This is a genomic window from Aeoliella sp. (assembly GCF_965227375.1).
GTDB lineage: Bacteria > Planctomycetota > Planctomycetia > Pirellulales > Lacipirellulaceae > Aeoliella.
In genome coordinates, this window is the sequence record NZ_CBDDFX010000001.1 from 2,979,647 (window position 1) to 2,995,066 (window position 15,420).

12 protein-coding genes are annotated in these 15,420 nt (G+C 61.1%); 6 read left to right on the plus strand and 6 right to left on the minus strand.

What is annotated here, in order from left to right:
• Positions 1-198: 198 nt before the first annotated feature.
• Entirely contained in the window at positions 199-3,378 is a 3,180-nt protein-coding gene (locus tag ACQK2L_RS12130; protein WP_425397235.1) for a PEP-CTERM sorting domain-containing protein, read from the minus strand.
• A 272-nt stretch (positions 3,379-3,650) separates the two neighbouring features.
• Here ACQK2L_RS12130 and ACQK2L_RS12135 point away from each other — a divergent pair, with 272 nt between their 5' ends.
• Positions 3,651-4,040, plus strand: a complete 390-nt coding sequence (locus ACQK2L_RS12135; protein WP_425397236.1) for a hypothetical protein — start codon at positions 3,651-3,653, stop codon at positions 4,038-4,040.
• Positions 4,041-4,069: 29 nt separating this feature from the next.
• On the opposite strand, the gene ACQK2L_RS12140 is transcribed toward ACQK2L_RS12135, so the two are convergent.
• Positions 4,070-4,531 carry a hypothetical protein gene (locus tag ACQK2L_RS12140; protein ID WP_425397237.1) on the minus strand — a complete coding sequence of 154 codons (462 nt, stop codon included), beginning with the start codon at positions 4,529-4,531 and terminating at the stop codon, positions 4,070-4,072.
• Here ACQK2L_RS12140 and ACQK2L_RS12145 point away from each other — a divergent pair.
• Positions 4,530-4,694, plus strand: coding sequence for a hypothetical protein (locus ACQK2L_RS12145; RefSeq protein ID WP_425397238.1), 165 nt, complete (start codon positions 4,530-4,532; stop codon positions 4,692-4,694). The two genes, ACQK2L_RS12140 and ACQK2L_RS12145, sit on opposite strands and share 2 nt — an antisense overlap.
• A gap of 67 nt (positions 4,695-4,761) precedes the next feature.
• Here ACQK2L_RS12145 and ACQK2L_RS12150 read toward each other — a convergent pair whose 3' ends face one another.
• Positions 4,762-6,267: a S10 family peptidase gene (locus ACQK2L_RS12150; RefSeq protein ID WP_425397239.1), complete on the minus strand. Its 1,506-nt coding sequence runs from the start codon at positions 6,265-6,267 to the stop codon at positions 4,762-4,764.
• A gap of 224 nt (positions 6,268-6,491) precedes the next feature.
• Here ACQK2L_RS12150 and ACQK2L_RS12155 point away from each other — a divergent pair, with 224 nt between their 5' ends.
• From ACQK2L_RS12155 to ACQK2L_RS12170, 4 genes are all read left to right on the plus strand, one after another.
• Positions 6,492-8,333: a sigma 54-interacting transcriptional regulator gene (locus ACQK2L_RS12155; protein WP_425397240.1), complete on the plus strand. Its 1,842-nt coding sequence runs from the start codon at positions 6,492-6,494 to the stop codon at positions 8,331-8,333.
• Between the two features lie 98 nt (positions 8,334-8,431).
• Positions 8,432-9,646, plus strand: a complete 1,215-nt coding sequence (locus ACQK2L_RS12160) for a PQQ-binding-like beta-propeller repeat protein (RefSeq protein ID WP_425397241.1) — start codon at positions 8,432-8,434, stop codon at positions 9,644-9,646.
• 136 nt (positions 9,647-9,782) lie between these two features.
• Entirely contained in the window at positions 9,783-11,102 is a 1,320-nt protein-coding gene (locus ACQK2L_RS12165; RefSeq protein ID WP_425397242.1) for a phenylacetate--CoA ligase family protein, read from the plus strand.
• A gap of 180 nt (positions 11,103-11,282) precedes the next feature.
• Positions 11,283-11,555 carry a hypothetical protein gene (locus ACQK2L_RS12170; RefSeq protein ID WP_425397243.1) on the plus strand — a complete coding sequence of 91 codons (273 nt, stop codon included), beginning with the start codon at positions 11,283-11,285 and terminating at the stop codon, positions 11,553-11,555.
• A gap of 345 nt (positions 11,556-11,900) precedes the next feature.
• On the opposite strand, the gene epmA is transcribed toward ACQK2L_RS12170, so the two are convergent.
• The 3 genes from epmA to ACQK2L_RS12185 are packed head-to-tail and all read right to left on the minus strand — an operon-like array spanning position 11,901 to position 15,384.
• On the minus strand, positions 11,901-12,788 hold the full coding sequence (gene epmA, locus ACQK2L_RS12175; protein ID WP_425397244.1) for an EF-P lysine aminoacylase EpmA: 888 nt from the start codon (positions 12,786-12,788) through the stop codon (positions 11,901-11,903).
• Positions 12,785-14,779: a M48 family metalloprotease gene (locus ACQK2L_RS12180; RefSeq protein WP_425397245.1), complete on the minus strand. Its 1,995-nt coding sequence runs from the start codon at positions 14,777-14,779 to the stop codon at positions 12,785-12,787. Before ACQK2L_RS12180 ends, epmA begins: the two co-directional genes overlap by 4 nt.
• A complete protein-coding gene (locus ACQK2L_RS12185; protein ID WP_425397246.1) occupies positions 14,779-15,384 on the minus strand; it encodes a LemA family protein in 606 nt (201 codons plus the stop codon). Before ACQK2L_RS12185 ends, ACQK2L_RS12180 begins: the two co-directional genes overlap by 1 nt.
• Positions 15,385-15,420: the final 36 nt, after the last annotated feature.

Below are 15,420 nucleotides of genomic sequence, written 5' to 3' on the forward strand. Positions count from 1 at the left end.
TCGGTTCCCCGCAGGTGCGACAAAACCCCCTGTCGACCTGCGAAGCCTGGCGAGCCGGTTCCCAGTCCCGGGCGCGTGGTGGCAAAACTTGGATTGCCCCGCCTCGTTCTACCGCGCCGAGTGTCCAGTTTCTACAGCGTTTTCGCTGGATCTGGCCGTGGCGGGCGCGGCCGTGACGGATGCAGAGTAAGCGAGGCGCTATTGAACAGACCGACGTCTTGCGACCGCCATCGCAACAAACCCCGCGAGCAGCAACCACACCGCGCCAGGCTCCGGCACGGCTTGGCTTGCCGCGGCTGGGAAGTCGGCCGTGGTGTTGCCGAAGTACGTCCTCCACAGATCGTAGTCGGCCGTGTCGACAACCGAGTCGCCATTGGCATCGGCCGCCAAGGCCGGCCCCATCGCCCCAACACTGTTTCGCCACAGGGTGTAGTCGGCCAGGTTCACTATGCCATCAAGATTAAAATCGCCAGCCAGGGTGACGGCCGCCGTGACGCTGGTCGGTTCGTACAGCAGCCGCCAGGCGAGACCCGCTTCGAGGGTTGGCAGGCCTGTGATGGTGTCGAACTGCCCGGTGATCGAGTCCGCCGAGAAGAACTCGACCTCATCGCCAAGCTGCGGCGTCAATCCGTCGGCAAACTGGAACTCCAGCGCGCCGGCGAGGGTCGCGTTTCCGCCATAGTAAAAGTCTGTATGGTAGACCTTCAAACTGTCATGTGCCTGCATTGTGAAGCCATCGACGTCGACTTGGAGTCGACCTGTTGCAGATTGCGAGAAGTCTCCGATGATTTGCAAAGTGCCCAACGCCGGACCCGGGGCGATCAAGCCGTCGTTTGCCAGATTCATCACTCCACTAGTATGCGTGTAGCCGGAAATCGTTCCATTACCGGTGATGGTCGCATCGGCATGGTTGCGAAGGGTGGCGCTCTCGATGTCGAGCGTGCCTGCCACGGAAAGCGAGCTTGCCGGTTGATTGTTGACGAGCGGAGTGCCATCGATCACTAGTCTCGCCAGCTCGGCGATGTCTATCGACCCCTCATTGTCGAAGGACTCTTGAGAGAGAAGTAGCGTGAGTTCGGTGGACCCTTCGACCTGTAGCACGCCTCTCTGTTCGAAACGTCCACCCTGGTTAGTAGATATATCAGGTCGCCGACCATCAATCTGGAATGTGCCCTTATTGATGAATGTCGCAGCAGAGAAATCGATCAGGTCCCCATCCATGAACCGCAGCGTGTGGCCCGCGCCATTAGTAAATATGTAGTCCGGCTCCGTGGGTGGCGCAAACATATCTTCATGCAACACAGTCTCTCCATCGCCGCTAAAAGTAAGAACTGTACTGCCCTGGTAGATGTCTGCGCGGACCTCAATGAGGCCATGGTTCTTGATTTCGCCAGCTACCAGATGTCGATTAAAATCAAGAAGAATGTGCCCGTAGTTCGTGACATCTTGAAACGTGGAGTAATCGGGGATGGAAGAACCGTACACGACAACGTATCCGCTGTAGGGATGCTCTCCCATGCCGGGCGCGGTGTGCACGGTTCCTCCGATCAGCCGTCCGGTAACGATATAGGCATCTTCGTCCACTTGCAGTCGAGCTGCTGCAGCGTCTTCCTGCGTCACAACGCTACCCAAACTCAGTTGCGATCCTTGCTCGGCATGAATTAGCCCAGCGTTCTCAATGGGCGCCAAAAGTCCAAAGTCGCCGTCCTGGGAGCTGACAATGTTGCCCTCGTTGACGATTCGCATGTTGAAATACCCATCAACGCTCCCGTCGTATAGCCGAAGCGTGGTGTCCCTCAGTGTCAGAGTAGACAGCGGTCCGCGAAACGGAGGAATGGTTGTTATCCGTCCATCGTCTCGACCGATGATCAGCTGACCGCCGACGATCTCAGTTTCCGAATCATGTTCGAGATATAACGTGCCAAGTTCGAGCGAACCATCAAGTTCAATCTTTCCCTCGAGCGTCAGTTGAGAACTGCTATCGCCGAAGTTTCCGTCCAACTTCACATCGGTGAGTTTTGATTCAGTGTACAGAAACTCAAACTTCCCATCGGCCAGAGGTGAACCATCCGGAGCGGGGACCGCACGCAGCACACCGCCTGTTACTTCTGAACGATTGAGTGTGACCACTCCACCCGGTGCGGCCTCGATGAGGCCATCCGTTTCACCTTCGTAGTTGCGTAGCAACGCTTCGGAGAGACCGATTGTATTACCGGCTGTGGCCCGAGCTGTCCCTGCGTTCGTCACATAGTCGGGATCGACAGGGTACCCCCGAAAGGTGATGCGATAGGGACTCTCCAAGCCCTCTCCGTATCCAGGTTCGATCAGGCCTCGATTGACAAATCCTTTGGCGATGGCGCCTTGGCCTCGTATGGCATTGTCGTGGTTGATGAAAGGGCCACCGATTGTCCCACCGCCGACGTCATCATCTCCAAGCTCGACGACGCCTCCGCCGACTAGATTGCCGCCCTCCAATGACGCGGGGCCAAAGCTCCAAGCGACGATTTTCCCTGTGTTGTGGATAGTCCCGCCAAGTCCAGATTGCGATACCACGATGGTGCCGGATAGTGTCGTGTCTACTAGTATTCCGCTTACGTGGACCACCCCACTTCCCGTTTCGTCGATAAGAGTCGCAATCGATCCCCCTTCCACTTGGATATTTTGCAGCTTTATCAACGATTGCGGGTGGGCGACAATCTGACCGGCAACTCCATCTTTCTCGTTGATGAGTCGAGCGAGTGGGTGGGAACCGCCGATTCGCAACTCACCGCCATTCGTGGCTTCCAGCATTCCGGTGTTGGTCATCAACACCACTTCGTTTTGGAAATCGACCTTCGCAATCACCTGCAACTCTTTGCCAGCCATGTTTGCCGAGATCACTCCTTCGTTGGCCAGCGAACCGAGGCTTTCCAGTACCCCAGCGCCTTCGATCGTGCCAAGATTGGTGATGCTACCAATATCCGGTGCAGACGTTGCTTGCGTTTCAGACATGTCCTTGCCCAGTAGCAGACGTCCCGTTGTTTCGATGAGCAAAGAGTTGTCGTTGCGGAAGTTGCCACCGTCGGGCACCAGCAGGTCGCCAGCCAGCGTGACAGAGTTTGTCGTGAAGTCCAGCACGCTAAGCGTATCGCCCGCATCGACGCGCAGTTCGTCCACTTCGGCCACCGTGCCAGCGGTCACGTTGCTCATCTGCCCCGTGTTGTCGTCAATCAACACCAGGTCGCCGGCGGTCGGCACGACGCCCGTCGACCAGTTTGCTGGATCGTCCCAGTCGCCCGTTGCGGGGCCGGTCCAGATGGCCGTGTCGGCGGATGCACCCGACGTGAAAAGGCACCAAGCGAGTAGCCCGACGACGATGTGGCGCGTAGGAAGATTCAAGGATGCTAACTCCGACATGGCGAACGCGTTGACGCAGCATTCAGCAGGAGGCTTCTGGTTCAGCTTGCCATTCTAGTAGCGCCGCAGGAGTAGCACCAGCAACACGTGTGCATAGCAGTGGGGTGAACCCTTGATTTCGCGGGTGTTGGGGAGTTCGACGCTGGGGCGGGCAGCACGGCCATTGCCCAATCTCACTGCTTGTGGGCGAATAGTGGGTCTGTTACGCTTTCCAGCGATTTCTATCACTCTCTCGATTGCAAAAGGCGACTAACTTGCCCGAGACAGCCAAAAAACGGCGTACAGCCAATCCGGTGTACCTGGGAGGGTTGGAGGGGAAGCTCGACGGGGTGGCGTGGACACTGCTTTGGTTGGGCCTGCTACTCGCCCTTGTCGTGCTGTTCATCAACCCAATTGGGTTCGTTGCCTCAGTGGGAATCGTCATCAATGCGATTCTCATCTGGGTGGTGCTGCGTGCCTTGGCCGAGATCATTCGCCTGCTGAAACACCAGGCGGGTTTGCCTTACGGAGGTCGCGTCACTTCGCCCAACGAGCGCGTCGACGGCAACTGGGAGTGCACCGCCTGCGGTGGCAAGCTTTACGATCCCTCCATCTGCGACCACTGCGGCCGCGAGATTGTCGGCACGGAAGAGGTGGGCGAGTAGGCCACGGTGGTGTGGCCTGCTCGGCCGCCTTACAAATCCATCGCCCTCAGTGTTTGCTTGGCCATCAGTTTCTCTTCCTGTTGTTCCATGTCGAGCAATTGGAAGAAGATCTCTTGCACCCAAGCGGGCTCGGCCCGGCGGGCGAGGTCGTCGTACACTTCGATCACACGATTGGCGATCTCGAGTCCCGTCTCCACCAGTTCGTCGAACGAAGCGCCCTCGTTATGTGCCTCGTCCCAGTCCATTTGGTCGACCAAGTGTGCCACCGGCTTGGTGGTGGTGACCCAGGTGCCGAGAATCTTGTCGCCGGCGCCGGCCTCGGTTTCGAGGATGGCGTCCGCTAAGTGCCGCTCGTGACCCGCCAGGTAGTCGAGCAGCATTCGCGCCCGCTCCTGCTGGCACCGCTTCGCCAAATGGGTGAAGAAAATGGCGGCTCGCTCATGGATGCCGCGCGTGCACCTTAACACATTTCTTACTTGTTCGCTGGCCATGACTTTCGCTCCTTTCTGTAAGGAGATGTGTCAGGTACTCAGCGTGCAAATCGAGTGCCGCGTATTATCCGCCGTAAATCGTGATGCGATGGTCTGCAACTGTGCCGGAACGCACATCGACGTGCGAATTCTCGCCGCAGGCGTGCGTCGGTTGTGCGATTGAAGCAATAGCAGCACTGCTCAAGTACCACAGCTTTGTCGCTAACTGCAAAGCTCGGCTTGACGAGATACTACGGCGTCGCCGAGTCGTACCACTCCACCAGGTCGTCGCGCAGCTTCTTGGCGGCTGGGTCGAGGATGTACATCATGTGGCCCGCTTCGTACTTTTCGACTTGGATGCGGTCCTGGTATTCCGGCACCAGCATCATGTGGTCCTTGGTGTAGCGGAACGCGAACTGCGGCGTCGCCAGGTCGTAGTAGCCACACGCCACGAACAGCTTGAGGTGCGGATTCTTGTTCATTTCCTGGCGGAGCGTGTTGCTGGCGTCGACGTAGCGGTTTTCGAACCGGCCGTAGTTCCAGCGGCCCACCGCGCCGCCCAACTCGTACACCCGCTCGTCCTCGTACTTCAGCACGCGTCGCAAGTAGTCGTTCATGCCGGCGCCGAACGCCCCGGTCATGGCCGCGCCGCTGGCGTCGTATTCGTAGTTTTCGCGGGCGTTGTCGCGGTCGATGCCCTTGAAGCGGCTATCGAATCGGCCCACCGTGTAGCCTTCGTCACGCAATAGTTCGCGACCGAAACGCCACATCGGCACGCGGAGGTTGGCGTCGCGGACATAGTCGGCGTCCAGGCCGGTGAGTTCCGCGTAGCGAGCGATCACTTGCTCCATCCGCTTCTTGGGCATCGAGGAGCCCAGCAGCATCGCCCGCGAGTAAGGGCCGTAGGCGAACTTCTCCGCTTGGGCCACCACTTCCTCGAGCGGCAGGTCTTGCAGCTTCTTGTCGAGCTTCTTGTGATACCAGGCCGTGGCGGTGTAGCTCGGCAGGAACAGGATGTAAGGCAGCTCGTTGTTGTCTGCGAAGCGGATCGTGGCGAAGTCGACCACTGGCGAGATCATCACGATGCCGTTGAGGTACATGCGGTAGCGGTCTTGCAGCGTTTCGCTCAGCCCGGCGGAGCGAACACCGCCGTAGCTCTCGCCGAGCACGAACTTGGGCGAGGTCCACCGCTCGTGCTTGGTGACAAAGTCGTGGATGAACTGGCCAACGCTCTTCAGGTCTTCCTCATAACCGTGAAACTGCTTGGTGTCTTCGCCTTCGGCAGGGCGGCTGTAGCCGGTGCTCACCGGATCGATGAACACCAGGTCGGTCACATCGAGTAGCGAGTGAGGATTGTGCTCGGTGGTGTAGGGCGGAGTCGGCGTGCTGGCGTCGTCGGGAATGCGAACCCTTTGCGGGCCCAGCATGCCCATGTGCAACCACACGCTGGCCGAGCCCGGCCCGCCGTTGAAGCAGAAGGTGATGGGCCGCTTGTTCAGGTCGGTGTCGTGCCGCGTGTAGGCGATGGAGAAGATCTCGGCCTTCACCTTGCCGCTGTCGTCCTTCATCTGCATCTTGCCGGCCGTGGCAGTGTACTTGAAGGTCTCGCCGCCGATGGTGGTCTCGTGCTCGGTGACGCTGGGGGGCTGCGGTTTGTCCTCGTCCTTCTTCTCCTTCTCATCCGCCGCTTGGGCGAGCGGGGTGGCCAGCAGGAGGCTGAAAACGAACAACAAGTGCAGAGGGCGCGGAAGGATCATGACTGTATATCACCGACGTGGGGCAAGGAAAGCGATGCCGCGACCGGGTGGGAACGCAGGGGGCGCGGCGGTGAGCGTCGAGTGCCGATTGTAATCGCCCGACGCACGAAACTCCAGCAACGCACCCCGCCAGTGGCCGATTCCAGCAGCGGTGTAGCATTATCAGCAGTTTCCAGCGATAATAGGGAATTGGGCATGGACTCGCGCGTGGGATATTGATCGACGTGTACGCATATTTGACGTTGCTTACTGGCGAAAAAGCGGGGACGAACTACGCCCTCGATGCCGCGCACGAGACGCTGTTAGGGCGGGGCACCAACTGTCAGGTCGCCCTGGCCGATGCTCTCTGTTCGCGCGTCCACGCGCGCCTAGTGTGGTGCGAAGACGGCTGGCTGGTGCGCGATGCCCACAGCCGCAACGGCACCTTCGTCAACGGCCAGAAGGTCGACGAGGCCATCCTGGCGCCCGGCAACGTGGTACGATTGGGCGACTCGGAGCTGGAGTTCCAGCTCTCGGAGGAACCGCCTACCGCCGGCGCCGATACCGGCACCTCGCTCGTGCAGACCATCGTGCAGGATGTTGCCGTGAGCCCGCCGGATTCCAGCAGCGATGCGCTCGCCGGCCTGCCCGACGCCGAGCAAGTCAAGGAGCTGATGTTGCTTTATCAGCTCTGCATCAAGCTGCTGGGGTGCAGCGATCCCAACCGCGTGGTCGACGTTTCGTTGGAGCTGTTGCGCTCGCGCACCAAGGCCTCCGTGGTTGGCTTCTTATGGATGAGCGACGACGGCACCCTCAAACCCAAAGCGGTGCTGCCCGCCGACGCGGCCGACCAGGTGACGCTAAGCCCGAACCTGACCAAGCTGGTGAGCAATCGGGGCCACGCGGTGTGGGTGGCCAACCAGGCGGACGAAGACTCGAGCGTCGATCACTTCGCCGATGCTATCTGTGCTCCCTTAGTCAAACGACAGGAAGGGAACGAGCGAAACATTTTGGGCGCGGTGCACGTATACCTCGAGGATGGCCGGTTCCGGCAATCCGATTTCGACTTCATCATTACGGTTGCCAATCTGGTAGCCATCGCTCTGGTGCGCGCACGCGAGATTACCAGTTTGCAGAAGGACTACCAACGACTGCTGAGCAGCTCCGCTGCCACCGACGAGCTTCTCGGTGAGAGCAAGCCCATGCTGGCGCTGAAGAATAAGATTCAGCGCGTCAGCCGCGCGGCCGGCTGCGTCCTGGTGCGCGGCGAAAGCGGTGCTGGCAAGGAGCTGGTAGCCAGGGCGATCCATCGCGCCAGCACGCGTGCCGATCAGCCGATGGTCAGCGTGAACTGCGCCGCGATTCCAGCCGACTTGATGGAGAGCCAACTGTTCGGTCACAAGGCGGGTGCCTTCACCGGCGCCGACCGCGACCACGAAGGCTTCTTTCAACAGGCCGACCTCGGCACGTTGTTCCTCGACGAAGTTGGCGAACTCACGCTCGAAGGCCAGGCCAAGTTGCTCCGCATCCTCGAAGGGCACCCGTTCCTCCCGGTCGGCGCCACGAAGGAAGTGACCGTCGACGTCCGCGTCGTGGCGGCCACGAATCGCGACCTGCAAACGTATGTGGGTGAGGGGAAGTTCCGCGAGGACCTGTTCTACCGCCTGAGCGTGTTCGAACTCTACCTTCCTCCGCTCCGCGATCGCGAGGGCGACATCGAACTGCTGATCAACCACTTCCTGTCCCACTTCCGGCGCGAACATGGTCGGCCGGGACTCGAGTTGAGCGATTCGGCGCTCAACAAGATGCTCTCCTACCGCTGGCCGGGCAACGTCCGTCAGCTGCGCAATGTGGTGGACAGCGCGGTGGTCATGGCCGAGGGGGACGCCATCGAGCCTTCCGATTTAGCGCTCCGCGATACCGGAAGTGACAACTTGGATACCCTGGCAATCGACGATTGGGAGCGAAAACTCATTGTCGAGGCCCTCCATCGCACCGGGGACAACGTTCCGGAAGCGGCAAAGTTGCTTGGCATCGGCCGCGCCACGTTGTATCGTAAGATCGAGCAATACAAGATCGAGAGGTAGTCTATCTGCCCGGCTTGATCGCACACCGTTGGCATCCACCGCCACGCCGTCCCGCCCGATTCGCCCACCCGTTACCCTGCAGGGGGAGTACGAACCCGATGCACCCAACGCTTACAGCCATCGCTATCTTGCTATGCACGCTGCCGGCCACGGCCGAAGAATGGACGAGGTTCCGCGGCCCGAACGGCACCGGCGTCGCGCCGCCGCTGGCGATCCCCGACACCTGGACCGAGTCGGACTTTGCCTGGCACATCGAGCTGCCCGGTACGGGGCATGGTTCGCCGGTTATCTGGGACGACCAGCTTTTCATCACCTCGGGTGATCAGGAAACTGGCGACGTGTACTTCGAGTCGTACAACGTCGCCACCGGCGATCGCTTGTGGCGCAACACCGGCAAGGCGTCGGCGCTCGGGATGCACACGCTCAATGCGTTTGCATCCACCACTCCCACGGTCGATGGCGAGCGGGTGTACTTTACTTATTACAACCCGGGCAACGTCACGCTCGTTGCTTACACGCTCGACGGCCAGGAAGTCTGGAGTCAAGACCTCGGCGACTTCACCGGTGAGCATGGCTTCTCGATTTCGCCCATCGTGGTCGACGGTATGTTGTACCTGCAGAACGAGGACAACAACTCGGGTTACCTGCTGGCGCTCGATGCCAAGACCGGCGACGAAGCATGGCGCGTCGAACGTCGCGCGCACCGCCACGCCTACTCCACGCCCGCCACGATGACCATGCCCGACGGCACCTTGGCCATCGTGTTCACCAGCCAAGCCTCCGGCATCACGGCTGTGGACGCCAAGAGCGGGGAGAAGCTGTGGCAGTTCGAAGACGTCCTGCCCGACCGCACGGTCAATTCGCCCATCGTCGCTGGCGACATCGTGGTGGCGGGGTGCGGTAGCGGCACCAATGGCAAGCAACTCATCGCGTACCAGATGACCACCGACGGTCCTCAGGAACTCTACCGACTCAATCGCAATGTCCCCAACGTGCCAACTGGCATCGTCGTGGACGACTTGCTGTTCCTGATTCACGAGCGGGGCACCATGTCGTGCCTGGAGTTAGCGACGAGCGAAAAGGTCTGGACCAAACGCCTGGGCGGACGGTACTACTGCTCGCCGATCCTCCTGGGCGACCGATTGCTGTGCATCTCCATGGAAGGCGAAGCCATCATGCTGTCGGCCGGCCGCGAGTTCAAGGAACTCGGCCGCACCGACCTGGGCGAAGGCACCCAAGCCACCCCAGCCGTGGCCGACGGACGACTGTTCATCCGCACCGCGTCGAAGCTGTATTGTCTGCAGGAGAAGTAGCCGCGTGCTTCCGCACACCAATCTGAATGCGTGTGATGAATGCGGTAGCCTCTACTACGAAGCTGCCTCTGAGATGGATAGTTTGTGCCCGGAATGCGCACATCTGTTATACGACTATCCACGCTGTGAACATCGTATGTTGGAAGGTCGATGCAAGCTGTGCAACTGGGACGGTTCAAGATCGAGTTATGTTAGTGAGATTCACCGACGTCAACTCGAATCGCTTGATCGATCGAGCCTCGAAACGTACCAGCTCGAGCGGCTTAATGCGCTGCTCGAAGCGATCCTGCCCACCAACCAGTTCTACGATCGAAAGCTGGCTGGCTCGCCACAACGATTGGATAGCCTTGAGCAACTCTCGCAGCTTCCCTTTACGACCAAGGACGAGCTATTGCCCACCGGCGAGCACCCGCCGCGGCCGGCGAATCTCACCTACCCGCTCGAGCAGTACGTTCGCTTCCATCAGACCTCTGGCACGCGTGGTCGGCCGTTGCCGGTGTTCGACACGGCCGACGATTGGCGGTGGTGGATCGACAGTTGGCAGTACGTGCTCGACGCAGCCGATATCACGTCGGCGGATCGGGCCATGCTGGCGTTTTCGTTCGGGCCGTTCATCGGCTTTTGGACCGCGTTCGACTCGCTCGTCGCCCGTAACGTGTTGGTCGCGCCCGGCGGGGGGATGAGCACGCTAGCGCGGATCGACGTGATGGAGCGCCTGCAGACCACCGCGCTATTCTGCACGCCGACTTACGCGCTGCACCTGGCCGAAGTGGCCGAGCAGAACCAGATTGACTTATCGCACTTGCCAGTGGAGAAGATTGTCGTGGCCGGCGAGCCAGGCGGGTCGATTCCGTCGATTCGCCAGCGGATCGAAGACACCTGGCATGCCAAGCTGACCGATCACTCTGGCGCCAGCGAGATCGGCGCTTGGGGATACGGCGACCAGCAGGCCCGCGGGCTGCACATCGCCGAGAGCGAGTTCATCGCCGAGTTCATCAGCGTCGAAACCGGTGAACCCGCGACCGATGGCGAACTGTCGCACCTGATCCTCACGACGCTCGGCCGCGTCGGCGCACCGCTCATTCGCTATCGCACCAGCGACCTGGTCCGCCCCCGTTGGAATGCCGCCGAGTCGAACCACTTCGTGCTGCTCGAAGGCGGAGTGCTCGGCCGCAACGACGACATGATGGTCATCCGCGGCGTGAACATCTACCCAACCAGCATCGAGCAGATCCTGCGCAGCTTCCCCGAGGTAACCGAGTACCGCCTGACCGCCAAGAAGCGCGGCCAGATGGACAGCGTGCTGATCGAAGTGGAAGACCGCCTGGAAGAAACCGACCGCATCGCCGCCGAACTGCAAAAGCAACTGGGCCTGTCGATCGAAGTGAAGCTGGTGCCGGCGATGTCGCTCCCCAGATTCGAAGGCAAAGGCCGCCGGTTCGTGGACGAGCGATAGAGATACAAGCCGCGACCATTGATCGCGGACATCAGCCCCGTCGTTTACGGCGGGGTGATAAGGTGGTGATGACCCCGCGGTCGAGGAGAGAACTCTCTATCCGTCGGCGTGTGGCCGAGACCGCAACCGGGCCGCGCTTCACCTGCCGTAAACGATGAAAGGACCGTCTTGCGCTACCGATTGCGAACTCTCGTCTTCGTCTTGCCGGTGGTGATAGCGATCGTATTCACCTTCTATGTCCGCGAAGCGCACCACGCTCACGCCGTGCGACTGGTAAAGAACGGAATGAGCCGGGCCGAGGTACTCGACCTGTGCGGCCCGCCTCAAGAGAAGTCCGGTGGGAACGACTGGACGTACGACATCTGGTGGGGACAGGGTTGGGCCAACGTTTGCTTCGACGACAACGATCGGGTTTTCGGAACCGATATCGAATCGCCGTTTGACGGGTTGTGAGGAGTCAGACTGCGGTCTGGTTTCGGTCTCGGTCACACGCCGTCTAGTGGAACATGTTCTACTCGACCGCCTTGTTTGCAGCGCTTCTACCCAGGGTAGCGTTTGGGCTCGTGCCTCGCCCGCACGCAACCCTGGGGCACGATGTCGGAACCGCTTCGCGGTAAACCTTGGCGCGGCTTTTGGCGATTCCATCCGTGGCTAGAAATTCAGGGTGACCACCGCAAGCAACTCTGTTCTCTCTGCGCCCTCCTGTTCAAATCGCTTTGATTGCGGCTGGGCCGTGCAGGGTTCATCTGTGGCTGAGAATCTGCCGTAACTGCGCGTAGCTTGTTACGGCCTACTAGCTTACACCACGACCTCATCAATCGACTCCGCCCCCACGGCTAGCATCATGAGCCGATCGAAGCCCAAGGCCACGCCGGCGCAGGGGGGCAGGCCGGGGTCGGTCATTGCGGCCAGCAGTTTTTCGGGCAAGGGTAGGGCAGGGCGGGCGAGTTCGGTGCGGCCTTGGTTGGCGATCGCCAGGCGCTCGCGGAGTTCCGCCGCGTCGGTCAACTCGTGGTAGCCGTTCGCCAGTTCGATGCCGCGGTAGTACAGTTCGAACCGCTCGGCGACGCGGTGTCCGTCGAGGTCTTTTGTTACCTCGGCCAGCGCCGATTGGCTGGCCGGGTAGTGATAGAGCATCTCGGGCGCGTCGATTCCTAACGATGGCTCGACGTGTTTGGCCAATAGTAGATTCAACAACTCGTCGCGATCGTCAAGCGTCTCGCCGGCTTTGGTTCGTAGCTGATCCAGCGAAGCCGTATGTGGATTGAGGCCCACGGTTCGCTCAAAAGCCTCGCGGTACGAAGTCCGCTTCGCCGGCGGCGCGCCGAGTGCGTGCTGCACGATCTCGTCGAGCAGCGTCATGCCTGTGTGCATGTCGTCGCCGGGGCGGTACCATTCGATCATGGTGAACTCGGGCCGGTGCAGCTTGCCTTGCTCGCCGCGGCGGAAGCACTGAGCGACTTCGAAGATCGGTCCGCTGCCGGCGCACAATAGCCGCTTCATGTGCATCTCGGGCGATGCTTGCAGGTACCCAAGGTGCGGCACTTCGAATGGGTCGATGTGCAGTTCGGGAATGATCTCCGCGTCGACGCGTGGCGTCGCGACTTCGGTGAAGCCGCGCGCGGCGAAGAACTGCCGAACGCCGGCCAGTAGCTCCGCTCGCCGCTGGAGTACTTCGTTGGTCACTGCCCCTTGGCTCCCCAGAACTCCGGGGCGGGATTGACCGGCTGCCCGGCGATCAGCGGTGGCACCGGGCACTCTAGTAGGTCGGCGATGCCGCGCAGCAGTTCCGCTTCGGCCACTTTCACTTCGCCGTCGGCACAGATCACTTCGGCGCAGGCGTCGAGCACGCGGCCGCGGTGCTGCGCGGCCACACGTGCGAGTGTTTCGAGTGCTTCTTTCAGTTTGGCCAGGCTGCACGCATCGCGCGGCAGCCAGGTGAGTTTCACGTTCGGCAGCAGTGGCTCGGCCGTGCGGAAGGCTCGCTGGGCTTGCTCGTCGGAGTGCCCCAGGTGCGCGAGCGTGGCCAGCAGCAACGAACACTCGTTGCCGAGTCGCTGCAAGCCATAGTACAGCGTGGCCACGCGCCGCTGCTTGCGATACTGCGGTTCCAGGTGTCGGGCGATCATCTGCCCGAGCGTCCACTCGAACAGCCCGAGGGTCTCGTCGGCTGCCACCAGCGCGTGAACGCACTTGCTAAACGCTTCGAATTGCAATGCCGACATCGAACGTAGCGCCGGCATGCACATGTCGACCAGCGGCAGCCGGCCACGCGCTTCGACGGTGGCCACGTGCGATTGCAGCTTGCTGGCCGCTTGCAGCACGGCGGGATCGGCCGTTTGTCGTAGCGCGGCGATCTGCTTCTGCCGCACTTCACGCCGGTTGTCGAGCAATAAGCAGTACACCACCGCGCGGGCTTCGTGCGGTTCGTGAGCGGCTTCGCGAACCACTGCGGGTAGTTCGGCAATCACTTGGGCCGCGTACTGGCGGTGAATCTCCTGCGGCTCGCCCACCTGATCGACCGCGTGGTCGACGATGCCCAGGTCGATGATGTCGCCGACTTGCTCGACGCTACCCGCCAAAGACGATACGCCGACAGCCGCGGCCGATGATGGGCGACGGCGCGACGCTGTTGTGGTGATGGGCTCGGGATATTTGCCATCCCAGTTGGGCTCGATCGCGCGAATGCGCTTTGGTAGCGGAGGGTGCGTGGCCATCAAGCCGGAGAAGCCTTCGAACACGCCCTGGGCGAAAAACATGTGACTCGCTTCGTTGGCAGCGGGCGTTTTAAGTCGCGAACCGGACACCGCTGCCCCGATGCGCTTGAGCGCTCCGCCGATGCCGCCGGGGTTGCGGGTGAACTGCACGGCCGAGGCGTCGGCCAGGTACTCCCGCTGGCGAGAGACGGCCGCTTTCATCAGTCCGCCAATAAACGTGCCGACGTATCCGAGCACCATTAGCGCGAGCCCGATGGCTAGGATTACCAGCACCGCACTTCCTTTATCGCGACTGCTGCTGCGGCTCCGCCCGCCATAGGCCATGGAGCGCAAGAGCAGTTGACCGGTGAGGCCCAGCAACAGAATGCCGTGCAAAATGCCGATGAGGCGGATGCTCATCTTCATGTCGCCATTGAGGATGTGGCTGAACTCGTGGGCGATCACGCCTTGCAGTTCTTCGCGCGACAGTTGCTCGATGGCGCCGCGAGTGACGCCCACTACCGCGTCGCTGGGCGTGTACCCGGCGGCAAACGCGTTGATGCCGGGTTCTTCCAACAGGAACACCGGCGGCACCGGCACGCCGGAGGCGATGGCCATCTCTTCCACGACGTTTAGTGCACGCTGCTCGGCGAGGCCGTTGTCGTTGGGGAACAGTCGCTTGCCGCCCAGCCGCGACGCCACACCCGTGCCGCCTCCGCTGCGCAACTCGACCACCTTAAACAGCGTGCCACCCACCACCATCAGCAGCGCTCCGCCGGCTACCAGTAGTGGAATGTCGTACCCAAGCGGCTCGCTCCGACCATCGAGCCCACCGCTGTACTCTTCGTACCCTTTGGTGGCAAATAGCGCGATGAAGAACGTACCGGCCACGATGCCCGCGGTGGCGAGCAAAAACATGGCGACCAGCCAGACCGTGTTTCGCCGGGCAGCCGTTTGACGTTCGAAAAAGTCGGTGGCCATCAGTCGAACGAAACCTTAGGCGCTTCGGCGATCGCGGCGGAGTCGAATTGCAGCAGTTCGGCGTTCATCGTGTGGCCGAACATATTGGCAAACACCACCGGCGGGAACGACTCGCGGTAGGTGTTGTACTCGGTGACCGAGTCGTTATAGTGCTGGCGGGCGAAGCTCACCTTGTTTTCGGTAGCGGTCAGCTCTTCGGTGAGCTGCATCATGTTTTGATTGGCCTTCAGGTCGGGGTAGGCCTCGGCCACAGCGAACAGTCGGCCCAGGACACCGCTCAGGCCTTTCTCGGCGCTCGCCAATTCGGCCATCGCGCCAGCCGCGCCGGGGTGTTCGGCCGCCGCTTTCAAACTGCCGAGCGCCTGATTGCGCGCGGAGATCACCGCCTCGAGCGTTTCGCGTTCATGCGACATGTAGCCCTTGGCGGTCTCGACCAGGTTGGGAATCAGGTCGTACCGCCGTTGCAGTTGCACTTCGATCTGCGAGAAGGCATTCTCGTAGCGGTTCTCGAGCGTGACCAGGCGGTTGTAGATGCCGATGCCATACATCAGTGCGATGACGCCGATTACCGCGAACGCGATCAGAATGATTAACCAAAGTTCCATGCGTGAGTTCCTGTTGGTTGAGGGCTAAGACGCTGA